Genomic DNA, 25,015 nt, shown 5'->3' with positions numbered 1-25,015 from the left:
GGGCCTATGCCGGGTAAGCCCTCGTGGGGCCTGCGCCTCGCCTTCTACCTGGGGATGCTTTTTTTGCACTTCCCCATCGTGATTATTGTGCTGTATGCCCTGACCACCGAAGACCGCACCTACCAGTTTCCGCCCCCCGGTCTGACCCTGCGCTGGTTTGGCGAGGCCTTTCAACGGCAGGACATGTGGGCCGCCCTCTGGCTGTCGTTGCAGGTGGCCGCGATGGCTACGGCCATTGCCCTGGTGCTGGGGACGATGGTGGCAGCCGCCATGTACCGCTTTCAGTTTTTGGGCAAGGACGTCATCACCGTGCTGCTGATTCTGCCCATCGCCCTGCCGGGCATCCTGACCGGCATCGCCCTGCTTACCACCTTCAAGCGGCTGGCCCTCGAGCCGGGCTTCTGGACCATCGTGATTGGGCACGCCACTTTCTGCATCGTGACGGTTTACAACAACGTGGTGGCCCGCTTCCGCCGCACGGGTTACTCCCAGCTCGAAGCCTCGATGGACCTGGGCGCGGACTGGTTTGCCACCTGGCGCTGGGTGGTGCTGCCCAGCATTGCTACGGCCTTGCTGGCGGGCGGGATGCTCTCGTTTGCCCTCTCGTTTGACGAGGTGATCGTGACCACCTTTACCGCCGCCGACCAGAAGACCCTGCCCATCTGGTTTCTGAACGAACTGTTCCGGCCCAGGGAACGCCCCGTTACCAACGTGGTGGCGGTCTTCGTGATGCTCATAACCTTTTTGCCCATCGTGCTGGCCCAGTGGCTTACCCGCGACACCGACGACCTGCACGGGGGAAGCAAAACAGGATAAAGCTGTAGGGCCAGCAAGGCCCAAAAGCGGAAGTGAGGAAGCAGATATGGTAAAAACACGCATAACACAGGACAAGATGCTAATAGGCGGCGAGTTTGTGGCCGGGGAGAGCACTCCACTGGACATTCTCAACCCGGCCACCGGCGAGGTGCTCTTGAAGCTGCCGGAGGCCTCGGTGGAGCAGGTCAAACAGGCGGTTGCGGCAGCGGAACAAGCCTTTGAGGACTGGTCGCAAACCACCCCCAAAGACCGTTCGCTGATGCTCTTAAAGCTGGCCGATACAATCGACGCGCACGCCGAGGAGCTGGCCCGGCTGGAATCGCTCAACTGCGGCAAACCCTACCTGGCCGTGCTGAACGACGAAATACCGGCCATTTCGGACTGCTTCCGCTTTTTTGCGGGGGCGGTGCGCTCGATGACCGGGGCTTTGGCGGGCGAGTACCTGGCCGGACATACCAGCATGATCCGCCGGGATCCGGTGGGGGTGGTGGCGAGCATTACGCCCTGGAACTACCCCCTGATGATGGCGGCCTGGAAGCTGGCCCCGGCCCTGGCAGCGGGCAACACCGTGGTGCTCAAGCCCAGCGAGCAGACCCCCCTGACCACCCTCAAGCTGGCGGAGTTTCTGGCCGAAATCTTCCCCCCTGGGGTGGTCAACGTAGTTACCGGGGTGGGCGAAACGGTGGGTTCCTCGCTCATCCACCAGCCTGGGGTGCGGATGATCTCGCTCACGGGCGACGTGGCTACCGGCAAGCGGGTGCTCGAGGCGGCCGCAGGAAGCCTCAAGCGCACCCACCTCGAGCTCGGGGGCAAGGCCCCGGTGATCGTGATGGACGACGCCGACCTCGAGGCCGCCGTGCAGGGCATCAAAATTTTCGGCTACTACAACGCCGGCCAGGACTGCACCGCGGCCTGCCGGGTGTACGCCGGCAAGAAAATCTACGACAAGTTCGTGGCCGAGCTATCGGACGCGGTTAAGTCCATCAGAGTGGGCGCCCAGACCGACGAAGGGGTGGAGATGGGCCCCCTGATTACCGAGCGGCAACGGGCGCGGGTGGCCAGCTTCGTGGAGCGGGCCAAGATGCAAAAGCACATCGAGATCACCGCAGGCGGACACCCCGTGGAGGGCCGGGGCTTCTTCTACGAGCCCACGGTGGTGGCGGGGGCCTTGCAGTCCGACGAGATTGTGCGGCGCGAGGTGTTTGGCCCGGTGGTCTCGGTGACCCGTTTCTCCGACCCCGAGGAGGCCATCGCCTGGGCCAACGACTCCGACTACGGCCTGGCCAGCTCGGTCTGGACGCAGGATGTGGGCAAGGCCATGCGGATTGCCAGCCGCCTGCAGTACGGCTGCACCTGGATCAACACCCACTTTATGCTGGTCAACGAGATGCCCCACGGAGGCTTAAAGCAGTCGGGCTATGGCAAGGACATGAGCATCTATGCCCTGGAAGACTACACCGTGGCCCGGCACATTATGGTCAAACACTGAAGCTTCCAACGGCTAAACCAAAGAACTATGGAGCTCACAAACCGCTACGCAGAGGCATTGCAGCTGGCTTACAAGCTTCACAAGAAGCAGTACCGCAAGGGCACTGAGATTCCCTACCTTTCTCACCTGCTGGCGGTGAGCGCCATTGTGATGGAGCATGGGGGCAGCGAGGACGAGGCCATTGCTGCACTGCTTCATGACGCAGTAGAGGACGCCGGAAAGGTGCTGCAGAGCGTGCGTGAGGTGCTGGGAGACCCAGACCTTACCCAGGCTGAGGCAGGCACACGGGTGCTCGAGTACATCCGGGAGCGCTTTGGCGATGCGGTGGCGCACATCGTACAGGAGTGCAGCGACGCCGAGACGGATCCCAAGCCGCCCTATCTGGAACGCAAGCGGGCCTACCTAAGCCGCCTCAGAGAGGCTCCGCCCCCTGCCCGACGGGTCTCGGCAGCCGATAAGCTGCACAACCTACGGGCCATCGTGGCCGACTACCGTATCCATGGTGAGGCGTTGTGGCAGCGCTTCGTCAGCGAGGCAGATAGCCTTGAGGAAAAACGCCGCCTGACCTTGTGGTACTACCGTGAGCTGGCCAGGGAGTTCTCGAGCGCGCGCGGCCCTGGGGTCATTGGCGCCGAGCTCGAGCGACTCCTGGCCAGCTTCGACGCTGAGCAATTCTAAAGCTGCTGGGTATCGCCCCAGTCGCGCAATTGTTGTTGATATACCGGGTCTTGGTAGCGCGACAGCAGGAAAGCCGGAGCGTAGCCGGGCAGGGCCGCGCCGGTTACATGGGCGGCCAGCAGCTCGCCAGCCGCGCAGGCGGCCATCACGCCAAAGCCCGATAGGGCCCCCAATATAGCCGTTGTGGAACACCATCCACCTGGAGATAGTCCCATGAACGCTGCTATTCTATGGGAGACTAACGCCGCGAGCACCAGTACCACTCTTGTGACGGAGGTTGGTTGTATTGCAGGAAGCCTACTCTCTCCGAGGTGGTTCCCGCCATTTTGTTTTGTTTAACGCTTCACACATATCTGGCTGGTGGAGACAGCCTTTCTAAAAAAAGCTCGTAACCATGTGGAGTTAGAGAACTTGTGAAGATAATGAGGCTTGCTGCATGGCATAGTGACAGTCTTCCCAAAAAGCTACCTAGATGCTACGCCTCGCGCTCCATACTTCAGGTTGGAGGTGGTTGGGCATGTTGAACGCAAATATGCAGAGGGTGCAGAATGTTCGCGATTTGCTGGTACTTCTGGCCGAAGACGATCATTTCAGACAAGATGTCCAGCAAAATCCTAAAATCATGCTTGCCTACTTAGCTGCCCTTGGTGACAACACTCTAAAAAATACTGAACAAATCATCCTTCCCTCAAAGGAGGAGGTGCGCAATGCATTGCAGAGTTACGACTTTGCGAGTGAGCACACAATCGATATTGTGAAGTTTGATGGATGGGGTAGCTGGAGTAGCTGGGCAGCTTGGGTGTTTGTTTTTCTGGCCCCGCATAAAACCAGTGAGCAAATGAAGCTAAACTAATTGTCGCCAGTGCAAAGGATGACAGACTTTGCTTGTATGAAAGTCAAGCGCTCAAAGTACGTGGCTTATTTCACCGGAGAAGGCTTGATTCCAGACTTGAGTGGCCTATTATCTGGAAAAATCGAAATGAAACTTGAGCGCAAAGTTATTGCAGCCTCGGCTATAGCCGAGGCTGAAACATTGCTCTCGATAGACGAATTCAATGAGCTTTTTTGTATATCTACCTACTCCTGGACTGAAGTATCCAGTTTGGACGAACCAAGTGAGGAAAGGTTTACCCGCTGGGCCAAGGCGGGACTACTACTTACCGATATACAGGATGGCTGGGCTCGTGCCTACTGTCAGAGGGAAGAGACCCTTGATCGAGATTTGTGGCATTGCCGTAGCGCTATTTTTCACTTTCTTGCCAAATGGAAAGGTGTTGCGCTATTTGCTGACGCGGGCGAAAAGGAAGATCCATATCTTTTTGCGGTGCGGCAATTGGCAGGGAACATTGATGCTTGGCAAAAGTTTGCACCCCCGCCGGATCCATTCTGGAGCCATCCTAATGTTTTGACCAGTCTCCCGCTTCCTCCACCATGCATGGATGGGGCTGGTGAGTTTTTGCAAACACTCACGTCACGTTGCTCAACTCGCCATTTTGACCACGAAGCTTGCTTACCCTTGGACAGGTTATCCTCTATTCTTTACTATGCTTTTGCTCCGCAAGGCATTGCACAATCAGTTTATACAGCCGTTCACAAAACTAGTCCGTCGGGTGGGGGGCTGCACCCCACAGAGGCATATTTACTAGTGCGCAAGGTTGATGGTTTACAACCAGGTCTATACCACTACAACTCGGCCAGACATCGTTTAGACAAGCTCAAGGACTTAACGGAAGCCGAGGCCTCCAAAAAGGCTCTTAAATATGCCGCGGGTCAGCCCTATGTGCGAAGCTGCGCAGCGGCAATTATTCTTTCCACGCGCTTCTACCGAAACCATTGGAAGTACAGGAGGAACGAGCGAACCTACCTAGTGCTGGCGATGGACATTGGCCACCTAGGACAAACGCTTTATTTGCTAAGCACTTACTTCAAGCTTGGTGGGTTCTTTACAGCAGCAGTGAATGCTTCCGATATCGAACATGACTTGGGCATTGACGGTGCTCAGCAAGGTGTCATGACGATGTTTGTGATCGGTATTCGACATTCAGAGGCGAGACCGGAGTTTGCTCCGTATGAAGGTGAGGTCTGAAATGGGTGCTCCCGTGGTCGAAGTTGTCTCGTTGGAGAAGCGCTATGGCGCTGTTCATGCTCTGCGCGGCATATCTTTCTGCCTGGCACCCGGTGAGCGCGTGGTGCTTTTGGGGCCCAACGGCTCGGGCAAGACCACGACCCTGGAGATTATGGGGGGCTTTCTGCGTCCTAGCTCGGGGCAGGCTCGAGTCTTTGGGGTGGAGTCTACGAGGCTATCGCCCTGGGAGCGGCAAATGATGGGCTTTGTCTTCCAGGAAAAGCCAGGCCTCTACCTCGAGCTCTCCGTGCGGGAGACCCTGGAGCTCTTCCAGGGCTACTATTCAAACCCCACCGCTCCTACGCTGCTACTGGAGCACTTGGGGCTTGCCGAAAAGCAAAACCGCAGGGTGCATCACCTGAGTGGCGGCGAGCGAAGACGCTTGGAACTGGCGCTGGCCTTGCTTGGACGACCCCGGCTGGTTTTTTTGGACGAGCCCACCGCCGGTCTCGACCCAGAAGCCCGCCAGCGCATCTGGGGGCTGCTGGAGGGCCTGGCCCAAGGCGGAATGGCCTTTTTGCTCACGACCCACTCGCTGGAGGAAGCCGAGCGACTGGGTCAGCGGGTGCTGCTCCTCAAAGACGGTAAGCTTTTGTTCGATGGGCCGTCCCAGGCCATGATTGCTCGCTCGGGACTGCCCCACCGCATCAGCTTTCGAAACGCCGAGGCCCCGCTCCCTCCCGACCTGGCCTCGAGGGTTGTTAACGAGGGCGAAAGGCTCACCCTACACAGCCTGCAACCAGAGGAAGATCTACTGGCATTGAAAAAGAGCGGTCTCAGTCTGGCGGAGCTGCAGGTGCGCAGCCCCAGCCTGGAGGAGGCTTACCTGGCCCTGCTCCGAGGAGGTGTTTCGCATGCTGACCACACTGGCTAGAGAAACCTCCTGGCAGATTCGCATTTACCTGCGGGATCGGGTGGCGGTTTTCTTCACCTTTGCCTTTCCCATGCTGCTACTATTCTTCTGGAGCCGGCAGGAAGAGAACCCCTTGGCCATCACGGCCTTGGTGGCTGGGCTGGCTCTGGCGATGGCGGGTTACGCTGGGCTGGCCATGGGGATGGCTGCGGCGCGGGAGGGGGGGGTGCTCAAGCGCATTCGCAGCACCCCCCTGCCCCTAATCACCCACATTTCGGCCCGGTTGCTGGCGGCAGGGGTTGTGGGCGTCCTCGCAGTGGGGCTGACGCTTGGGGTGGGTGGGGTGGCACTGGGTCTGCCCGTTTCATCCGGAAGAACATTTGGCCTGCTACCGGGATTGCTGGCTGGCTTCATCGCCTTGGGAAGTTGGGGGTTGGTGGTGGGAAGCCTTGCAAAGACCGCCGTGGCGGCGTCTTACCTCGTGAACGCCACCCTGCTTCCTATGTTCCTTCTTTCGGCTGCCGCCCAGCGCGGGGTGCTACCCGACTGGGCAACGGTCATACTCCCCTGGTTACCGCTGCAGAGCCTGTTTGTCGTGATCCGGCAAACGATTGCGGCTGACGGCCTGCCCCTGTTTCCCCTGCTCACCCTACTGGCCTGGGGTGGGTTGGGGCTAGCGCTGGCCGCCTGGCGGCTTTCCCGTCCTATGTAGAAGACCATGCAAGGGCGCACTATCATGAACGCATGGATTTGGAGTCCATCTGGGCTGCTGGGCGGCAAGAAGAAGGGCTGTCCTGGTGTCTGCAACAGCTTAGCCACTCGAACAACGGAATTTACGCACGCTATGCCCTCGAGTTTGCCCTCGAGCTCGCCGAAGAGACCGCGCTGGCCCGGCTCTTGGCTTCTGATTGTCAAAACCCGGATTTCCAAGCCCTTAAAAGCCAGCTTTACTGGCAGCGTGGCCGCCTGCGGGAGGCGCTGGAGCTCGCTCAGCAGGCCTACCAACAGCACCCCAGCTTTCTCACCGCCTATGCCCTGGGTACGGCGGTGGCCCTGCGCAGCGCCCAGGAAGCCGAGGGCTGGCTCAAAGAGGCGCTGCGTCTAGCTGAAGCGACCGGGCAGTTGCAGCGTTCGGTACAGGCCGCTGCTGCGCTGGCCCTGCTCCAGATCTCCCAGGGGGCTTACGCCCAAGCAGAGGCCTGGGCGCAGTGGGGCCTGCGCCTAGCCGAGCACCTGGGCCTGGCGCACCCTGCGGTGTTGAACACCTTGCGCCTGGCCCTGGGACACGCCCAGATCCTGGGTGGGCGGCTTTTGTCCATGCCCGCGCTGGATCTGCGCCAGCCCGATGCCCTGCTGGCCCAAGGGGATTTTTTGCTGGCCTTGGGAGACCCCGAAGCGGCACTAGAAGCCTACACCCGCCTGGATCAACAGCTGGCCCCAGTGCGGCCAAGAAGGCTACCCATCCTGGCCCGAAAAGTACGGGTTTTGCTAGAGTTAAAGCGCATCGAAGAGGCCTTGCAGATCGGACGGGAGGCCCAGGCCCTGAGCGAGGGAACCCTGGACATTTTTCGCGACTGGGGTGAGCTGGCGTATCTGCTTCCCCTGGCCCTGGTGGCACCCTCGGAGGCGGTGACCCCCCTCTACAACCTGCTCAACCGACTCAAAGAGCGCCCCAGCGCCCCCCGTTCGGCCATGGCCGCACTCTACCTGGCCCAGGCTTATCTGCGCCTGGGTCTGGAAAGCAAAGCGAAGTCGGTTTTGCAAGAGGCAGGGCCGGTGCTGGAAAACCTGAGTCCCTCGGGTCGTGCTTTCCTGGCCGGGCCTGCCCATGTGTTCGAAGAGGTTTTCTCCCTACTGCGCCCCCAAAGCCAACTGCGACTACATTTCCTGGGCAAGCCTACAGCCTGGCTTGGTTCGGATAAGATTGGTTTGAGCCCAAGACAGCAGGAAATCACGGTGGGTTTGGTTGTGAATCCAGACGGCCTCAGCGCCGAAGGACTGGCCTTGTGGGTCTGGGGCGAGTTGGGCAGGCCGGAACTGGCCCGCGCCGAGATACGGCGTCTGCGGCGGAAGCTGCCCCTCCAGGCCCGCCCGTATCGTCTGGCTACCGTGGTATGGGCCGATTTTCTGGTCGCGCGAGAGCGGCTTTTGCAAAAGGATTTAGCTGGGGCCCTATCCCTGTACCGCGCTCCCCTTCTGCCCGGCTCCGAAGCCCCAGGGGTGGTGGAGCTGAGGGAGGAGCTCTGGAACGTGCTCAAGCAGGCCTTGTGCGACCTGGGTACCCCAGAACAGATTTACGAGATGGCCCTGCAGGAAAACGACCCAGAGTTGTGGCATCTGGCCATAGAACGCCTACCCCGGGCCGACCCTCGCTGGGTTTTGTCGCAGGCAAGGTTAGCCCGTTTTTTGGCTGCCGAATAACGGTATTTTGATGGTATGCCAGTGCTCGAGCTCACTGCATAGCAACCCATCCAGGAGGTAACTGTGCTGTGTAGGACACAGTAATCAAGTTACGAACGGCTCAATGATAAAGGGCGCTTTATCGCGGCCTTCGCGATTTTTGACGCTACTCCCAGTGGCAAAAATAAGCTCGGAACAGCCTTTCTCCTAAGTTGGACTGTGCCATTTTTTCTTAATACCGCTCTAAATTACCCATGCTCCTCTAAACTGATCGGTTGCCGGGTTCAGAAGCCCTCGCCTTGCTCAACCGAATTTTGTCCATGTCTCTCGTACAAATCGGCACAGATTCAATACTAAGTACACTCACGATAGACTTTTACAGTGAGGAACTTTCGGTACATTGAGTTGAGCAGCAAAGAAGATGAGCTGCTGAGGGCCATCGAGTCATTGCGCTTGCCTCTCGCACTTCAAGCAAGCCCTTTTGCACGCCTCAGATCTACTGGGGGCCGTAGAGGTAAAAATCTGATGCGGAGATACTTAAAGCTGGCTGGTATCGCCCCAGTCGCGCAATTGTTGTTGATATACCGGGTCTTGGTAGCGCGACAGCAGGAAAGCCGGAGCGTAGCCGGGCAGGGCCGCGCCGGTTACATGGGCGGCCAGCAGCTCGCCAGCCGCGCAGGCGGCCATCACGCCAAAGCCCGATAGGGCCCCTATTATGTAGGCCCCCTTTACCGGCAGCGGGCCGATAAGGGGGCGGTTTTCCTGGGTTTTGAGGTAGTAGCCCCCGTCTACCCAGGGTTTGGGGGTTTTCTCGAAATACTGCCGCAGGCCCGGAATCATTACCGACATTCCGCGCAGGGCGATCTCGGGGTAGTGGGGCTCTGGGGGAAGGGGGAAGGTGGGTTCGACCGGCTGGGTGTGGTAGTTGTATAGCACGATTAAGGTGGTGCTGGCTCCGTGCCCGTCGGGCCGGCCATGCACCCCGGAGGGAAGCCGCCCTAAAAGCCAGCGGGTAGACTCCTCCTGGGCCAGTATCTCGCGCTCTTCGGGGCTAAAGGGAAGCTCTACCTCGTCCATCCAGATCAGCATGGGGGCCTCGCGGGGCACCACCCCCAGGGCCTCGCTAAAGCTCATCTTACGGTGCAGTTCGGCAAAAACGGGCAGTTCGACCCCCAGCAACCGGCCCACGGCGTGCTGAAAAGGCCCTGCAGCGTTGACGAAAACCGGGGTCTGGATGGCAAAAAGCGAGCCGTCTGTCTGCCGGACATGCACTTCCCGAACCGCGCCCCCAGCCGTTTCGACCCCCACCACCTGCCCCCGTACCAGCCGCGCCCCGTGTTCGCGGGCTTGTTCCAGCAGATACATGCCCAGCTGCTGGGCCGAGAGCCAGCCCGCCCGCCGCACGTGCAGTACGGCCTTGGTGCGGGGCGAAAGGTAGGGGAAGTGCCGGTGTATGGCCGCACCGGTAAGCAGGTCGGCTCCGTCCAGGGCCCCCTCGAGGCCCTCCGGCAGGCTGGGCCGGTAGGTGGTGGCCTGGCCGGTGTGCACCCGCAGGGCCCCCGCACCCTGGTGGGCCGCTTGCTCGGCGGACTGGGCCAGGAGGGAAATTTTGCTTTCCTCGGCGGTGGCAAACAGATAACCACGCCGGTTGAGGTTAATACGGTTGGCCGACGCCCGCGCTAGGCCCTCCAGCAGCTCGATGCTGCGGTTCATGAGGGCAATCATCTGCCCGTCGGGGCCGGGCCACCAGTTGCGGTAGGCCTCGCTGGATTTGTCGGAGGTGAGCGAGAGCGGGTCGCCCTGCTCCACCAGAACCACGTTTTTCAGACCCCGCTTGACCGCCAGGTGGTAGGCTGCTGCTACCCCGGCAATGCCTGCCCCACAGATCACCACCTCGGCTGTATGCTTTGACATAAAGTGTATACAGTATACACCTTATCGCGAAAAACAGGTGCAGGGCTGGAGTCGAGCTAAGAAAAAAGCCCTAATCGAAGGCCGTCTGCAAGACCTACTTGGAGCGGTCTGTAGGCTAACTGATTAGCGCCCTAACTGCTTCCTCGAACACCTCGGTGTGCCGCCGCACCTGGGCGGGGGTGGTCTCGGGCGAGATGAGGGCCATGTTGTGGAAGGGGGTGAGCAGGATGCCCCGGTTCAGCATGAAGAGGTGGATGAAGGGATCGAGGTCGGGGTCCTGGCCGGCCAGGGCCTCGCTGCCGTTTTGGGCCGGGTTGGGGCGGAAGAGGTACTCCACCCGGCAGCCTACGCGGGTGACGTGCCAGGGCAGGTGGTAGCGCTCCATGACCCCCCGCACCTCGGCCTCGAGCTGCTCCCCCAGGGCGATCATGTGCCGGTAGGCGGCCTCGGTCAGGACGTGCTCGAGGGTAGCCCGCATGGCCGCCAGCGAGAGGGCGTTGGCCGCCAGGGTGCCCCCGATGCCGCCGGTGTCGGCGTAGGGGGGCTGGATGACCCGCTGGGCCTGCTGGCCCACCTCCTCGCTAAAGCCGTAGGCGGCGCTGGGAATGCCGCTGCCCAGGGGCTTGCCCACCGTCAGGATGTCGGGCTCGAGGCCGTGCGCCCGGGTGTAGCCCCCCGGCCCCGCCGATAGGGTGTGGGTTTCGTCCAGAATCAAAAGCGTGCCGTAACGGCGAGTCAGTTCGCGCAGGGTCTGATGAAAGCCAGGGGCGGGCTGCACGATGCCCACGTTGGTCATCACCGGTTCGGCCAGCACCGCGGCCACATCGCCGGGGCGCAGGGCTTCTTCCAGGGCCTCCGGGTCGTTCCACTCCACCACCTTGGTGGTGAGGGTGGGGTCTACCTGGGGCCCAATGTTGCCCGGACGGCTGGCAGGTTTGCCGTCTACCAGCCAGGCGTAGGCTTCATCCACGGTGCCGTGGTAGCAGCCATGAAAAACCAGCACCTTGGGCCGCGCGGTAATGGCCCGGGCCAGCCGCAGCGCGAAGCGGTTGGCGTCGGTGGCCGAGAGGGCAAACTGCCAGTACTTTAGGCCAAAACGCCGCTGCAACTCCTCGGCCACCCAGAAGGCGTTTTCGGAGGGCAGCATGGTGGTGATGCCCTTTTGTAGCTGGGCCATAATGCCTGGTAGGGCCGCGGCGGGCGAGTGGCCGGTCATGGCCCCGGTGTCGCCCAGGCAGAGGTCGATGTACTCGAGGTCGTCCACATCGCGGAAGGTAGCCCCTCGGGCCTCGTCCACGAAGAGGGGGAAGCCCCCCGGCCAGCGGGTCATCCAGTGCATGGGAACCCCGGCCAGCAGGGAGTTTTGGGCGCGCCGGTAAAGCTCCAGTGAGCGCGGGTGGGCTTCGGCGAAGCGCTGCTGCTCTTGCTGCATCAGGGCCTTCACTTTGCTGCGGTCTATGGTGGGGGTGGGGGTCATGGTTTCACCTTCCTGGCGAATCTACAGCGCTTTTCGAAAGCATACGATACGCTCCACTTCCTGATAGCCCAGGCGGGCGTGGGCCTGGTGGCTCTGGGTGTTCGCTAGCTCGCTGTCGGAGGCCATCTCGGTGCAGCCTTTGGCCCGTGCCCAGTCTTCGGCGGCCTGCACCAGCCTGCGCCCAATGCCGGTCTGGCGGTACTGTGGAGCAACATACCAGCCTTCCAGATAGCCCACCGGGCTGGTGTCGCACCCCTCGGCATAGCCTCGCAGCGATACCTCCGCAAAGCCCACCAGTTTTCCCTCCTGCTCGGCCACAAAAGCCGCCAGGTGCTCGGCCTCAAGGATTTCGGCCACCTCGAGTTCAAAGCTGGCGGCGCTGTCGGGCCACAGGGCCGTGCGGAGGGGCAAGTAGGCAGGCAGGTCTTGGGGCGTTAGCGGGCGGACGGTCATGGTGCCCTTAGTGCTCTTCCAGCCAGCGCTGGGCTTGGGGGTTCTTGATCCATGCTTTGCCTATCTCGTCAAAACAGTAAAGGGCTTCGGACTCCTGCCCGGGCGAGTAAAAGCCAGGCCGATTCTTGGGGATGGGTTTCCAACCGCCCAGGTAGGCTTCAGCGTAGGGGTTGACTTTACGTGCCTCGCCTAAGGCCTTCTGCGCGGCCTCGAGGTTCCCCGACAGAAACTCCAGCAGCACCTTGCCCCAGGCCCAGAATGCGCTGTGTTCATCCTCGTAGCGCTTCCACAGCTTGCGCGCCTCGTCGAGCCGGTTAAGCGTTAGGTAGTGCCCCAGCAGGCTGTAGCGTACCCCCTGGTTGTCGTTGGGGTTTAGCTCCAGCATCCGCTCGTAGATTCCTACTGCCTCGGGCAATCGCTGCGCTTGTTCATACAGTTGGCCTAGCGTTTGCAGCGCCCGCATGTAGGGCCGGGACTCGAGGTAGCCCCAGAATTGACCCTTGATTGCCTCCATGTTTTGCTTGCCTATGTCGCGTTCACCGGCCTGCACGATGCGTTCGTGAAGGGCAATTTGTTCTTCCAGGCTGCCCCCAATAAACCGGCACAGCACCAGCATTGGATCGGGGTTGTTGGGGTTGATGCGTATGGCCTTAATGCAACGCTTGATCACTGCATCCTCTCGGCTTAGCTCCATGGCCCCGTAGAAGAGCTCTTGAGAGTAATGTGCGGCCTCTGGGGTGGCTTGTTCGGCCTCGAGGTCGAGCGCTGCATGGAGCACCCGGCGGGCTTCGGCCCGCAAAGCGTCCCAACGGTTGGTAGGAGAGGACTTTTTTCTAGGCATCGCTGGCTCCTGCTACTACGGTGGCTTGAATCCTCAGGCTATAGGGGTCGCGCAGATCGCCTTCCAATATAACCAAATCGGCCCACTGGCCCACCTCCAGGCTGCCCCGGTTGCCCTCGTCGCCCTGGGCCACTGCCCCGCCTACCGTGTAGGCCCACAGGGCGGGCTCGAGGCCCACCTGGTTGCCCGCCACCAGCGGTTCGCATATAGCCGCTTGCAAGCCCTTAATCGGCTCCACCTGCTCGACCACCGGCCCATCGGAGGAGAAGGCCACGCCGAGGCCTGCCTCGAACATGGCCCGCAGGTTGAAGCAGCGCGCTAGCCACTCGTCGGGCACGTAGCGCTGGTAGTTGGCCCGCAGCTCCCGCAGAAAGATGGGTTGGGGCACGGCGATTATCCCCAACTGGCGGGCTTTTTGCAGGTGTTCGGGGCCAGCCAGGCCAAAGTGCTCGATGCGGTGCTGGGGGCCGGGCGAGGCTTGGTAGAGCTTTTCGTACACGCGCAAAATCTGATCCAGGGCCCGGTCGCCGATGGCGTGGGTGCCGATGCGAAAGCCCGCGCGGTGGGCTTCTAGGGCCAGCTCGAGCAGCTCTTCTTCCTCGAAGCGCAAAATGCCATAGCTGGGGCCCTCGAGGTTCTTGTAGGGCCTGGAGATGGCCGCCGTGGCCCCCGAGAGGCCCCCATCGGCAAAAAACTTGACCGAATCGCAGCGTAACCAGCCGGAAAGATGTTTTTCTGGGAGCGGGAAGGTCTCGCTGCCCCCGTCGGGGCGGCGGATGTAGAGCAGATTGGCCCGGATGGGCAGCTCGCCGCGCGCGTCCAGGGCCTGGTAGGCCGCGTAGAGGGGCGGGTCTACCGCGGGGTCGGTGGCGCTGGTGATGCCCAGGCTCCGCAGGTACGCCAGACCTGCTTTGACCCACAGCTCGTACTGGGCCTGGCTGGGCTCGCCCATGGCCCTGAACACCAGCCCGTAGGCGGTCTCGTAGAGGATGCCCTGCTCAAAGTTGATTTCGCCCCCAGGTACCTGGGTCTGGGGGGTGATACCGGCAAGCTGCAGGGCCTGGGAGTTGACCGCGTGGATGTGGGCGCAGGTGCGGGTCAGCAGCACCGGGTTGCGCGGGGCCAGTTGGTCGAGCGCGGCCTTGTCGGGCATGGCCTTTTCGGCCAGCAGGGCCTCGTTCCAGCCGCGCCCCCACAGCCACTCGCCGGGTTTGAGGGTCTGGGCGCGCTCTGCTACCCGCCGGTACAGCTCGGCCAGGCTTTTCACCCCGCGCAGGTCGAGCAGGGTGGTGCGAAGCTGCCCCACCTTCCAGATGTGGATGTGGGCGTCGTTGAAGCCCGGCAGCAGGGTGCGCCCCTCCAGGTGGATGCGCCGGGTATCGGGGCCGGCCAGGTTCTCCAGATCGGACAACCGGCCCACAGCGGCGATTCGGCCATCCTGGACGAAAAGGGCCTCGAGGGGCCTGAGGGTGTAGGCCGAACCTTCAAGGGTGGGGGAGAGGATGCTTCCGCCGAAGTAGAGGCTCGAGGGCATGGGGATATTGTAGGGCGGGAAGGGGGCTCGAGGTTTGCTGGCGGCCAGCATCTGCAACAGCGCGGAAGCGCCGTTCGCTGTATGCCGTTGTTAAGCTATAACATCACCACGGCCAATTCGGTGCCACGCATTGCAGAACTCCTCCGTGTCATACGAGGCTGGCTCCAGCCAGTAAGATACTCGGCCATCCTTCTCTGCACGATGTCAAGCCTCCTAACCTCTTCAATAGGTAATACTAACACTCGTGGCTCCCTGGCAATGGCAATGTTGGTAACGATGACCCGGAACTCACCCATCAGCTTGTCCAGCGACGTGCCAAGCGGAACGGGATCGCGCTTGCTTAACGCTTTGACCTGCACGGTGACGAACCGAGAGCCGTCATGGCTGTAGGCGATAATGTCAATGCCTCGAGCATTTCGAGTGGTTGGCATTGCGTTCCAACCACGCAACGACATGTGAAAGCAAGTGAAGTAAAGGCCTGCGTTCCCAACCATTTATAAATCCAGTGCCATACCCCTCCCATGGGCCTAACGTTCAAGGTAAGCGGTGTGCAGTTTGTGGCGCCTCTCTCTTGGCCGCAGTGGTAGGCAAGATGGTTGATTGGATTGTGGCAATATCTGGTATTGATTTTGCATGCCAACGCACTATGCGGATGCCTGCTGATGTAAGGGCTTTGTCTTTTTTGGCATCTGCTGTGCGACGATCTTCTTTTTGGTGTGTTGCATCATCAAGTTCGATGACGGCAACAATGCTCGAATCTTTGTTGCACACAACGAAGTCAACGCTCATCCTGTTGATGCGATTGAACCAGGCTCGATAGTTGTTGCCTTTTTTGACTCCAAGCAAGCGAGAAAGCTGAACCTGGGCGAGGACGATGTGCTCAGGCAATGCCTGAACAAGGCGAAAGTAAAGAATCTGCTCAGGTTGTGAGAGCAGCTTCTTGGCGTAGAAGGGCCATATCTCATCTGCATCACCGCCTTGAGATTTGGCCTTTAGAACGACCAGAACTACGATCACTGCGGCGATAACAATCAAAAGAAAAATCATTTCGTTCATCATTTACTTTCCTTTGCGGCTTAAGCGCAGGCTAGCCTGCGCTCACAAGAAGCCCAATCTATTCAATAATAATCTGTCCATCCTCTTTTACCCAAAAATAGGCAAAATGTGCAGCATTTTTTGAACCAGGTGATCTTCTGAGCAAGTTTACGGTAACGGGGATAATCTGGCATGGCAACCGCGAGCGAAACATGCTTGTCTTCCTCCCGATACAGGATAATATCGAAAATCGCCTGTTTGAACCAATGTCTTGCTTGGACTGATGGTTTTGTTTTGTCAGTGCCTTTTGGATAGCCTTTTACTGTGACCCACAAGCGCTTGCCATCTTTTTCTGCTACGATGTCCTTTCCTTGTTGGTGGCTGGCGGTATCTGCAACAGAGCAAATGTAAAAATCTTGAGATTCCAAGTATCGTACAACTTTCGACTGAATATTGCCTTCCCAAAACCAATTCTCGGATTTTGAAGAGGGGCCCTGAGAGGCCTGCAGGTTGGGTGATGCAGATGATGCAGAATCAAAAGGTTTTCCTGCCCAAAAATTGTGAATTTTGCCATTGACCTTTCGCCGAATAACAAGGCCTTCTTTTTCCAGCTCTCGACAACGCATGTTTGCTTGTTGGCGATGTTTTAGGCCTAAAACCCTTGTTAATTCATTGTCATCAATCCCTTCGGAATGATTCTGTAAATACGAAATGATGTTTTGCTTTACAGACATAGATTATGCCCCCACCCAGAACCGCTGGCCTCAGCCCTCCGTTTTTGCACCAGGCGCCATATTGGGGTTGCGCCACACGATAAACACCCCGTAGTTGCCGCAACTGGGGTCCTCGAGGTAGTTGGGGATAATGCCCCAGACGTTGTAGCCGCGCTTGAGCTGCACCGAGAGCACCGGGTCGAACATCTCGCCCCGCACCACCTTTGCCACGTACTGCTCGATGTGCAGGCTGCGCTGGTGGGTGGCGTAGCCCTTGGGCATGGCCCCGGCCACGTGGCCCTTCAGGCCCAGGCGGCGCACCAGGTTTTGCCGGGCGGTGTAGAGCAGGGTCGAGAGGCCCAGCCCGCGAAAGGCGGGGTGTACCCCGATATCGGCCCCGTAGAGCCAGTCGCCGCGGGGGTCGTGGGTGGTGAGCCAGTTGCCGCCCACCGCCTCCATGTAGGTGTGCTGGAAGTGGTTAAGGTCTACCTGGGTGCGGAGGTCGGTGGAGCAGGCGGCCACGGTATGGCTCTCGCGCTCAATCACCGCGTGCTGCCCTTCGGGGAATACCCGCATGTGGGCCCGGTAGTGCTCGGCGGTGATGAGTTCGTCTTTGGCCAGCGAAGGGAACGAAGCCTGCTGGATGGCCTCGAGGGCCTCGGCCATCCAGGGCTCCGACTGCACCACGGCAAAACGGTGGTCTGGGCTGAGGAGGAGTTCTTTCATAGCAAGGCCCATCGTTTATGGCCGATAGCCAAACACCAAAGCTTTTGCTATCGACTCTTGACGCGCGTCCAGGCCTCATCCAGGATGCGGTTGTTGTTGCCCTGGTCGAGGATGAACTCGAGCCCCTTCATCTGCTCCTGGCTGGGCCAGATGGCGGGGTTCTTGAGCATCTGGGGCTTCAAGAGCTTTTTGGCCGCGGCGTTGGGGGTGGCCGACTGCTGGTACTCGGCCAGGCGGGCCCCGATTTGGGCGTCCAGAATAAAGTTGATGAACTTGTGCGCGGCCTCGGGGTTGGGGGCTTTGGCCGGAATGGCCATATTGTCGATAAACAGGGTGCTGCCCTCGCGCGGGATGGTAAAGCCATAGCGGGGGTTGCCCTCGGCGGTGCGCAGGGCGTCCTGGTTGTAGACCACCGCCGCCACAATCTGGTTGGACAGAAGCATCTTGGTGGCCGAGACACCGCCCTGGAAGCCCTTGAAGTTGCGGCTTTGCTTGGCCCTGAGCATGACCTCAATCACCCGCTTAACCTGGGCCGGGTCGGTGGTGTTAACCGACAGGCCCAAATAGCGCAGGCCGATGCCCAGCATCTCGCGCGGGGAGTCCATCAGGGTAAAAGGCCCCTTCTGCTGTCCAGGGTCGAAGAGCACGTTCCAGGAGGCGGGCGGGGTTTTGAAGATGTCGGTGCGGTACATCAGGCCCACCGTGCCCCACAGATACCCCACAGTGTAGCGGTTGCCGGGGTCGAAGGGGGGGTTGGCAAACTTGGGGTCGAGGTTTTTCAGGTTGGGCAGTTTGCTTTTGTCCAGAGGCTGCAAAAGCTTCAGGTTAATCAGCACCGGCACAATAAAATCTGAGGGAACCACCAGGTCGAACTGGCTCACGCCCCCGGCCTGGAGTTTGGCCTGCATCTCCTCGTTGGACTCGTAGTAGGTGATGCGGACCTTGATGCCGGTGGCTTTTTCAAAGTCCTTGACGATGCTGGGGTCGATGTAGTCGGTCCAGGTGTAAAGCTGGAGGGTGTTGCCCTGGGCCATCGCCAGGGATAGCGCCGCTGCGATTGCGAGAAGGATTCGCATAATTCGCTCCTTTTTGCTGCTCAAGATACGCTTTTTTGCCGGGTTACTGCAAGATGGCCCGCAGGCTTTCCAGCCCGATGTTGGCCCCACACACTACCACCACTACCCGTTGCCCCCGGTACTGCTCGGCCCGCTGCAACAAAGCCGCCAGCGCCACCCCGGCGGCCCCTTCCAGAAGCTGGTGCTGGGTCTCGATAAAAAACCGCATGGCGGCCTTGATCTCTTCCTCGCTTACCGTAACCCAGTCGTCCACCAGGTTTCGGCACAGCTCAAAGGTGATGGCGCCGGGCTCGAGGCCGCCTGCGCTGCCGTCCGAGAGGGTGGGCCGTGCTGCAATGCTTACGATTCTTCCGGCCCGCACCGAGGCCAGCATGGTCGCGTCGTTTTGTGGCTGACAGCCGATAATTCGGGTTTGTGGGTAGGCCTGCTTAAGGTACGCAGCGATGCCGGAAATCAACCCCCCACCCCCCACCGTTACCAAGACCGCCTGAGGCGGCTCGGGCATCTGCTGGGCGATCTCCAGCCCGAGGGTGCCCTGCCCCGCGATGACGTCGGGGTCGTTGTAGGGCGAGATGTAGACCAGGCCGTGCTCCGCTGCGTAGGCCCTGGCGTAGACTTCGGTATCGTCGCCGCTGTGCCCGAACACCCGTACCTCCGCGCCGTAGCGCCGGATGGCCTCGAGCTTGCTGGGGCTGGCCCCCTCCGGCACGAACACCAGGCCCTTCGCGCCCAGCCTGACCAGGCCAAAGGCCACCCCCGCCCCGTGGTTGCCGCTGCTGGCCGCTACCACGCCCTTTCGTAGCTGTTCCGGGGATAGCGAGAGCAGCTTGTTCAGGGCCCCCCGCACCTTAAAAGAGCCGGTGTGCTGGAGGTTTTCCAGCTTCAAATAGACCTCGGCCCCGCTAATCTGGGAGAGGGCCAGCGAAAGCTCCAGCGGGGTCTCGCGCACATGGGGCCGCAGGCGGGTGTGGGCCTGCCGGATGGCCTTGGGCCAGTTCATGGGCAGAAGCTTCAGGTTCCTACCGCCAGGGTCTGGTAGGTCTCGCGGATGGCCCCCGCCACCACCCCCAAGGCCTCGCGCAGCATATCCTCGGGGATGTCGAGGGCGGGCAGGAAGCGGATGCAGTTGGTGTAGAGGCCGGCCCGAATCAGGATCACCCCCCGCCGGGAGGCCAGCTTAATGGTCTCCATGGCGAACTCCTGCCAGGGCGCTTTGCTCTTGGGGTCTTTGACGAACTCGAGCACCATCATGGCCCCCACCCCGCGCACGTCGCCCAGTACCGGGATTTCTTTTTGCAAGGGCTCGAAGGTCTCGCGGATGATGCGCTCGATATTCCTGGCCTGCTCGAGGAAGCCCGGCGACTCCAGAATGCGGATGGCCTCGAGGGCCGCCACACAGGCCAGCGGGTTGCCCCCGTAGGTGCTACCCACCCCGCCCACGTGGGGGCTGTCCAGAATCTCGGCCCGGCCCGTTACAGCGCTGATGGGCATCCCGGCCCCCAGGCTTTTGGCGCTGATGACGAGGTCGGGCACCACCCCGCTGTGCTCGATGGCCCAGAGCTTGCCGGTACGGCCCGAGCCGCTCTGGATTTCGTCGGCAATCATCACCGCCCCGGTCTGGTCGCAGATCTCGCGAATTTTGCGCAAAAACTTGTGCGGCACCGGGATAAAGCCCCCCTCGCCAATCACCGGCTCAATCACGATGGCCGCCAGGGCCGAGGGGTCAATGTGCGCGGTGAGGGCGTTTTCCAGGTTCCAGCAGGCCCAGTCTACGTACTCTTCCGGGGTCATGCCCTGGGGCGTGCGGTAGAGGTTGGGCACCGGCAGCCGGTAGACCTCGGGGGCAAAGGGGCCAAAGCCTTTTTTGAACAGGCCCCATTTGCTGGTCATGGCCATGGTCAGGTTGGTGCGCCCGTGGTAGGCCCCCTCGAAGACGATAATCCCGGGGCGTCCGGTGTAGCGGCGGGCGAACTTGACCGCGTTTTCCACCGCCTCGGCCCCCCCGTTCGCCAGCAGGGTCTTTTTGGGGAAATCGCCGGGGGTGATGCGGTTCAGGGCCTCGCAGACCGCCACATAGGGCTCGTAGTTGGCCACGATGCTGCACATGTGAATAAGCGCCTCGGCCTGGGCTTTGAGGGCCTCCACCACCTGTGGGGGGGTGTGTCCCACGGCCAGCACCCCGATGCCACCGGCCAGGTCAATAAGGGTATTGCCGTCTACGTCCTCCACCAGCGAGCCGTGGGCTTTTTTGACCGCGATGGGGTTGGCCTGGGCCAGCGCACCGGAGACGGCGGCGGCCCTTCTGGCCTGAAGTTCCTGGCTCTTGGGGCCAGGGATGGGGGTTTTGAGCTGGATATAGGGCATGGATTCCTCTGGTAAATGCCAGCCGACCACTGCGGGTCGCTGGGTCGAAGCAGGGCTTGTTGAAGTTGTCGAAGCAAAGCCTACCGAAGTAGACGAGGGCTCGCCGAGCCTGCGGGGGGCGGAATGCACGCCTTCTGCACATCCATTTGCCTCTAGCTTAGCAGACCCTTCAGGGCGCTCAAAACCTGCTCTTCCCAGCGGGTATAGGCCGAGTAGAGGCCCTTGTGCTGGGCGGGGTCAGCGCCTTGCCCCCCAATGATGTAAACCAGGGCGTTCCCCGCCTCTGGATCGAACAGCAGCCCGCTCAGGAGGCCATAGGCATCGCCCAGATGTCCATACCAGGGCCGGGGCTGATGCCCTAATGGGCTGTCCAGGCCGGGGGTGTGGGTAAAGCGCCAGACCCCCAGGCCAAAGCTCAGGGCCTGGCCCTCCAGGGTGTCGCCGTTGTGGCCGTTCCAGGTCCACTGGGGCTCGAGCATCCCTTGCAGCGTAGAGGCTTGCAAGATGGGCGGGGTCTTGCCCATGAACAGCAAAGCCACCTGGGCCAGCTCGAGGGCCGAGGCCCGCAAACCCCCTTGCGGCGAGAAGAAGGTGGCGTTGCTGCCGAGCTGGTAGCTGCTCAAATCCACGCCGATAAACTGCCCCTCCGGGGCGTCGGGGTCTGGCGTCAGGGGCCATGGGGGTACTGCTCCGTGGTAATCGTCCACCTGGGCCACCCAGGGGCCGCGGGGATTCCATACATCGCCGGTTTGCTTGCGGTACAGTACGGCTAAATTGCCCATCTGCTCAGGTGTAAACCGACTCACATTGAACCCGCCCCCCATCCCCAGCGGGTGCAGGACTTCTTGCTCCATAAACAGGTCAAAACGCTGGCCCGATACACCCTCAATCAGGGTGCCCAGCACGCCGGTGTTGAGGTTGGAATACCGGGCATAGCTGCCGGGGGTGTGGTGGGGGTCGAAGTGGGCCCCCTCCTCAAAAAAACGCCCTTCTGGATCAAAAAAATCCTGCAGCGTATAGGGGCTGGGAATGGAATAGCACGAACCATCGCAGAGCGAGGAGGTGTGCGAAAGCAGGCTGTGCACCGGGATGGGCACCTGGGGAAAGGCCGGGTTGCGCAGGCCAAAGCCCAGGTACTCGCTCACATCGGCCTCGAGGTCGAGCTTTCCCTGCTCCACCAGCTTCATCGCCCCCAGCGCCACCACCAGCTTGGAAATCGAGGCCACCCGGAAGCGGGTCTGGTTGTTGACAGGTAGATTCTGGCTGGGGTCGGGGTCAATGTAGCGATACCCAAACGACTGGGCGTAGACGATTTCTCCGCCCCGTACCACCGCCACCTGCAGGCTGGGAATAGCGTGTGGGGGTTCGTCGAGTAGTGATTGCAGTACGGTGGCTGGCCTCATGGGAGCGTAAAAAAGTGAGGACGCGGCTTCTTGCACCCTAAACCGCGTCCATACACCACAACCTAGATTTAGCGGCTCTTCACGGCGGTCCAGACCTCGTCGTACAGCCGGGTATCGCGGCCTAAGTCGAGCACGAACTCGAGCTTCTGCATGGTGGCGGCATCGGGGTAGATGGCCGGGTTCTTGCGGTCGGCGGCGTTGATGAAGGGCAGGGCGGCCTTGTTGGGGGTGGCGTAGCGGTTGTAGTTGGAAAGCTGGGCCCCAATTTTGGCGTCCAGGATGAAGTTGATGAACTGGTGGGCGGCCTGGGGGTTGGGGGCTTTGGCTGGAATGGCCATGTTGTCCAGGAACAAGGCAGCCCCTTCCCTGGGCACCACAAAGCCCACGTTCTTGTTCTCGTCGGCGGCTTTGAGGGCGTCGCCGTTGTAGACCACGGCGTAGGTGGCGGTGCCCGCTACCAGCCGGTTTTTGGCCCCTACCCCGCCTTCAAAGCCCAGGAAGCGGGGGTTCTTTTTGGCCTCGAGCAAAACCTTGCCGGCAGCCTGAACCTGCTTGGGGTCTTTGGAGTTGATGCTGTAGCCCAGGTAGCGCAAGGCGGCCCCCATCATCTCGCGGATGGAGTCCATCAGCACGAAGGGCTTGTCGGCCCCCGGCCCCAAAATCACGCTCCAGCTGGTGGGGGTGGGCACGCGGTCTTTGCGGTACATGATGCCCGACATGCCCCACTGGTAGGCCGCGCTGTAGCGGTTGCCGGGGTCGAAGGGGGGATTGGCAAACTTGGGGTCGAGGTTTTTCAGGTTGGGGATTTTGCTCTTGTCCAGCGGCTGGATCAGCTTGAGCTGGATCAGGGTGGGGACGATATAGTCGCCCGGCACGATCACGTCGTACTGCGAGACCCCCCCAGCCTGGAGCTTGGCCAGCATGTCCTCGTTGGACTCGTAGAGGTCGATACGCACCCGCAGGTTGAACTTTTGCTCAAAGGCCTTGATGATGGCCGGATCCATGTACTCCGACCAGATGAAAAGCCGCATCTCGCGGGGTTGGGCCAGGGCCAAAGGCAGCGCCAGCAGGCTGAGCAGGGCTAAAAGGCGTTTCATATTCCTCCTTGTGGGGTCAGTTTACTGCAGGATTTTACCGCCGGGTCAGGCGTTCGGAGAGCAGCACCAGCAGCACCGTAATCAGAAAAATCAGGGTGGAGAGGGCGTGAATTTCTGGCGTGACACCCCGCCGCACCGAGGCGTAGATGAGCAAAGGCAGGGTTTGCGAGGTGGGGCCGGCGGTGAAGAAGCTGATCACGAAGTCGTCGAGCGAGAGGGTGAAGGCCAGCATGGCCCCGGCCACGATGCCCGGGGTGAGCAAGGGCAACAAAACGCGGCGCACGTAGTAGCCGTAGCTGGCGTATAGGTCGCGGGCGGCCTCGTCGAGCTCGTGCCCCAGGATTTTGAGGCGGCTGCGTACCGTGAGGGCCACAAAGGCAATCTGGAAGGTCACGTGGCCCAGAATCATGGTGAAGAGGCCCGGCTCGAAGAGGCTCGAGACCGCCCTAAAAGCCCCAAAGGCCACCACCAAAGCCACCGCAAAGATGATGTCGGGCGTGACCACCGGCAAATAGAGCAGGTTCTCCAGAAAGCCCTGGCTCTGCCGGGGCCAGGGGTAGCGTTCCAAGGCGATGGCAAAAAGCGTTCCCAGCACGGTAGCGATCAGGGTGGAGACCAGCGCCAGCACGAAGGTGTTGCGGGCGGCTTCCAGGATGTCCGGGTTGGAGAGCATCCGCAGGTACCAGTCCCAGGTGAACCCCGACCACTGCATGCCATAGCGGGTTTTGTTGAATGACAGGATGGCCACCGCCAGCATGGGCAGGTACAAAAAGGCCAGGGTGGCCAGGGCCACGGTGCCAACCAGGGGATTCAGGCGCATGTGGGCCTCCAGTTCCCCCGCAGACCCTGCGCAGCGCAGCCGTGTGGCGCACGACCACCGGCTTCCCTGCGATGAGCTATGGGCCATAGGTGTTGCGCCGGGGTCATACCAGATCCACGTCCTTTCCCCGGCGGCGGTAGATCGCCAGACCGATCAGGGTCAGAATCATCAGGCCCAGGCTGACCGCGGCCCCGTAGGGCCAGTCGCGGCTGGCGTAGAACTGCTGCTGGATCAGGTTGCCCACCAGCAGGTACTTGGCCCCGCCCAGCAGGTCGGGGATGACGAACATGCCCATGGCGGGGATAAAGGTCAGGATGATGCCCACCGTGAGGCCCGGCAGGGTCTGGGGCCAGATGGCCTGGAAGAAGGTGCGGATGCGGCTGGCGTACAGATCCTGGGCGGCTTCCACCAGGCTCCAGTCCAGCCGCTCCACGCTGGAGAACAAGGGCATCACCACAAAGGGCAGGAAAGCCGTAATCATGCCGATGTAGACCGCCAGCGGACTAGGGTAGAGGCCCGTGTCGGAGGGTAGCAACCCCAGGGCCTGGGCCAATCTGGCAAAGGGAAAGTCGGGGGCCAGGAGCATCTGCCAGGCATAGGTGCGGATGACCAGATTGGTCCAGAAGGGGATGATGACCAAAGCCAGCCAGAGGTAGCGGGTGCGGGGCGGGCGGCTGGCGATGAAGAAGGCCAGGGGGTAGGCCAGCACGATGCAGATGAGGGTGGTGACGAAGGCTACCCACAGGCTTCGAAGCAGGATCAGGATGGTGTCGGGGCTCCAGCCGAAGATGCCGTAGCCCAGCAGGCGGGCGTAGTTCTCCAGATTGAAGTTCCAGACCACCTCGCCGTACTGCCCCCGCTCGGCAAAGGAAAGGGCCACCAGCGAGAGCCCCGGAATCACCAGCAGCACCAGAATCCAGAGCACTGCAGGTAGCAAGAACCACAAGCCCCGGCGGTAGAGCTGGGCAGGGGTGGTGAGTTCGCCGAACCAGACTATAAGCCTATTCATCCAGCACCACCAGCGCGTCTGCGGGTAGCTCGGCCCAGAGCTCCTGCCCGGCCCCCAGGGTAGGGTGGGGGGCGGTGCGGACGCGGATATCACAAGGCTCGAGCGAAGACGAGGCCATTGCACTGCTCGATGAATTTTCCCGCAATTCATCGGATGCTCGCGCCCTCCGGGCCTCGAGCGAAGACGAGGCCA

At 61.1% G+C, this 25,015-nt stretch carries 25 protein-coding genes and 1 pseudogene; 8 read left to right on the top strand and 18 right to left on the bottom strand.

Going from position 1 to position 25,015, the window contains the following annotated elements; genetic code table 11:
- Positions 1-6 precede the first annotated feature (6 nt).
- From Q355_RS0106440 to Q355_RS0106430, 3 genes are read left to right on the top strand one after another with little or no spacing between them, the layout of a single operon-like run.
- Entirely contained in the window at positions 7-816 is an 810-nt protein-coding gene (locus Q355_RS0106440; protein ID WP_027877040.1) for an ABC transporter permease, read from the top strand.
- 46 nt (positions 817-862) lie between these two features.
- Complete coding sequence (locus Q355_RS0106435) at positions 863-2,305, top strand: gamma-aminobutyraldehyde dehydrogenase (protein WP_027877039.1); 1,443 nt, start codon at positions 863-865, stop codon at positions 2,303-2,305.
- 27 nt (positions 2,306-2,332) lie between these two features.
- The gene (locus tag Q355_RS0106430) at positions 2,333-2,983 is read left to right on the top strand and encodes an HD domain-containing protein (RefSeq protein WP_027877038.1); all 651 of its coding nucleotides are present in this window, start codon (positions 2,333-2,335) and stop codon (positions 2,981-2,983) included.
- On the opposite strand, the gene Q355_RS16690 is transcribed toward Q355_RS0106430, so the two are convergent.
- Complete coding sequence (locus Q355_RS16690) at positions 2,980-3,156, bottom strand: hypothetical protein (RefSeq protein WP_245597514.1); 177 nt, start codon at positions 3,154-3,156, stop codon at positions 2,980-2,982. The genes Q355_RS0106430 and Q355_RS16690 overlap by 4 nt on opposite strands.
- Before the next feature lie 344 nt (positions 3,157-3,500).
- Between Q355_RS16690 and Q355_RS0106420 the strand changes: the two genes are divergently transcribed.
- Genes Q355_RS0106420 through Q355_RS16175 form a run of 5 tightly spaced genes read left to right on the top strand, consistent with a single transcriptional unit; the run spans position 3,501 to position 8,382 of the window.
- The gene (locus tag Q355_RS0106420; protein WP_156941885.1) at positions 3,501-3,836 is read left to right on the top strand and encodes a hypothetical protein; all 336 of its coding nucleotides are present in this window, start codon (positions 3,501-3,503) and stop codon (positions 3,834-3,836) included.
- 36 nt (positions 3,837-3,872) lie between these two features.
- Positions 3,873-5,069, top strand: coding sequence for a putative peptide maturation dehydrogenase (locus tag Q355_RS16180; protein WP_169735536.1), 1,197 nt, complete (start codon positions 3,873-3,875; stop codon positions 5,067-5,069).
- 1 nt (position 5,070) lies between these two features.
- Positions 5,071-5,982 (top strand): ABC transporter ATP-binding protein, encoded by a 912-nt coding sequence (locus Q355_RS0106410; RefSeq protein ID WP_051529339.1) that lies wholly within the window; start codon positions 5,071-5,073, stop codon positions 5,980-5,982.
- Complete coding sequence (locus tag Q355_RS0106405; protein WP_027877035.1) at positions 5,963-6,673, top strand: ABC transporter permease; 711 nt, start codon at positions 5,963-5,965, stop codon at positions 6,671-6,673. Before Q355_RS0106410 ends, Q355_RS0106405 begins: the two co-directional genes overlap by 20 nt.
- Before the next feature lie 32 nt (positions 6,674-6,705).
- Entirely contained in the window at positions 6,706-8,382 is a 1,677-nt protein-coding gene (locus tag Q355_RS16175; RefSeq protein ID WP_027877034.1) for a tetratricopeptide repeat protein, read from the top strand.
- A 516-nt stretch (positions 8,383-8,898) separates the two neighbouring features.
- Here Q355_RS16175 and Q355_RS0106395 read toward each other — a convergent pair.
- From Q355_RS0106395 to Q355_RS17105, 17 genes and pseudogenes are all read right to left on the bottom strand, one after another.
- Complete coding sequence (locus tag Q355_RS0106395; protein ID WP_027877033.1) at positions 8,899-10,275, bottom strand: NAD(P)/FAD-dependent oxidoreductase; 1,377 nt, start codon at positions 10,273-10,275, stop codon at positions 8,899-8,901.
- A gap of 115 nt (positions 10,276-10,390) precedes the next feature.
- Positions 10,391-11,752, bottom strand: coding sequence for an aspartate aminotransferase family protein (locus tag Q355_RS0106390; RefSeq protein WP_027877032.1), 1,362 nt, complete (start codon positions 11,750-11,752; stop codon positions 10,391-10,393).
- A 21-nt stretch (positions 11,753-11,773) separates the two neighbouring features.
- On the bottom strand, positions 11,774-12,205 hold the full coding sequence (gene aac(6') / locus Q355_RS0106385; protein ID WP_027877031.1) for an aminoglycoside 6'-N-acetyltransferase: 432 nt from the start codon (positions 12,203-12,205) through the stop codon (positions 11,774-11,776).
- 7 nt (positions 12,206-12,212) lie between these two features.
- Complete coding sequence (locus Q355_RS0106380) at positions 12,213-13,046, bottom strand: tetratricopeptide repeat protein (protein WP_027877030.1); 834 nt, start codon at positions 13,044-13,046, stop codon at positions 12,213-12,215.
- Positions 13,039-14,580 (bottom strand): amidohydrolase, encoded by a 1,542-nt coding sequence (locus Q355_RS0106375; RefSeq protein WP_027877029.1) that lies wholly within the window; start codon positions 14,578-14,580, stop codon positions 13,039-13,041. The genes Q355_RS0106380 and Q355_RS0106375 overlap by 8 nt, the downstream gene beginning before the upstream one ends.
- A 95-nt stretch (positions 14,581-14,675) precedes the next feature.
- Positions 14,676-15,035 carry a hypothetical protein gene (locus tag Q355_RS15500; RefSeq protein ID WP_211247159.1) on the bottom strand — a complete coding sequence of 120 codons (360 nt, stop codon included), beginning with the start codon at positions 15,033-15,035 and terminating at the stop codon, positions 14,676-14,678.
- A gap of 79 nt (positions 15,036-15,114) precedes the next feature.
- Positions 15,115-15,636: a DUF2726 domain-containing protein gene (locus tag Q355_RS0106365; RefSeq protein ID WP_051529342.1), complete on the bottom strand. Its 522-nt coding sequence runs from the start codon at positions 15,634-15,636 to the stop codon at positions 15,115-15,117.
- Between the two features lie 62 nt (positions 15,637-15,698).
- A complete protein-coding gene (locus tag Q355_RS16685; protein ID WP_156941883.1) occupies positions 15,699-16,349 on the bottom strand; it encodes a MarR family transcriptional regulator in 651 nt (216 codons plus the stop codon).
- A gap of 30 nt (positions 16,350-16,379) precedes the next feature.
- Positions 16,380-17,054, bottom strand: a complete 675-nt coding sequence (locus Q355_RS0106360) for a GNAT family N-acetyltransferase (protein ID WP_084496070.1) — start codon at positions 17,052-17,054, stop codon at positions 16,380-16,382.
- Between the two features lie 47 nt (positions 17,055-17,101).
- A complete protein-coding gene (locus tag Q355_RS0106355; protein WP_036258888.1) occupies positions 17,102-18,130 on the bottom strand; it encodes an ABC transporter substrate-binding protein in 1,029 nt (342 codons plus the stop codon).
- A gap of 43 nt (positions 18,131-18,173) precedes the next feature.
- Positions 18,174-19,130, bottom strand: a complete 957-nt coding sequence (locus tag Q355_RS0106350) for a threonine/serine dehydratase (RefSeq protein ID WP_027877025.1) — start codon at positions 19,128-19,130, stop codon at positions 18,174-18,176.
- Positions 19,131-19,141: 11 nt separating this feature from the next.
- Positions 19,142-20,494 (bottom strand): aspartate aminotransferase family protein, encoded by a 1,353-nt coding sequence (locus tag Q355_RS0106345; protein ID WP_027877024.1) that lies wholly within the window; start codon positions 20,492-20,494, stop codon positions 19,142-19,144.
- Positions 20,495-20,646: 152 nt separating this feature from the next.
- Positions 20,647-21,897: a serine hydrolase domain-containing protein gene (locus Q355_RS0106340; protein WP_027877023.1), complete on the bottom strand. Its 1,251-nt coding sequence runs from the start codon at positions 21,895-21,897 to the stop codon at positions 20,647-20,649.
- A gap of 68 nt (positions 21,898-21,965) precedes the next feature.
- Positions 21,966-22,994: a polyamine ABC transporter substrate-binding protein gene (locus Q355_RS0106335; RefSeq protein WP_027877022.1), complete on the bottom strand. Its 1,029-nt coding sequence runs from the start codon at positions 22,992-22,994 to the stop codon at positions 21,966-21,968.
- Between the two features lie 34 nt (positions 22,995-23,028).
- Complete coding sequence (locus Q355_RS0106330) at positions 23,029-23,814, bottom strand: ABC transporter permease (protein ID WP_027877021.1); 786 nt, start codon at positions 23,812-23,814, stop codon at positions 23,029-23,031.
- A 103-nt stretch (positions 23,815-23,917) separates the two neighbouring features.
- Positions 23,918-24,823 carry an ABC transporter permease gene (locus tag Q355_RS0106325; RefSeq protein ID WP_027877020.1) on the bottom strand — a complete coding sequence of 302 codons (906 nt, stop codon included), beginning with the start codon at positions 24,821-24,823 and terminating at the stop codon, positions 23,918-23,920.
- Positions 24,816-25,015: pseudogene (locus Q355_RS17105) on the bottom strand (Fe3+/spermidine/putrescine ABC transporter ATP-binding protein); the annotation flags it as partial. The gene Q355_RS0106325 and the pseudogene Q355_RS17105, both read right to left, overlap by 8 nt.

The organism is Meiothermus cerbereus DSM 11376, from assembly GCF_000620065.1.
Lineage (GTDB): Bacteria > Deinococcota > Deinococci > Deinococcales > Thermaceae > Meiothermus > Meiothermus cerbereus.
The sequence above is the reverse complement of the archived record's forward strand: the minus strand, read 5'-3'. Positions and strand labels throughout refer to the sequence as shown.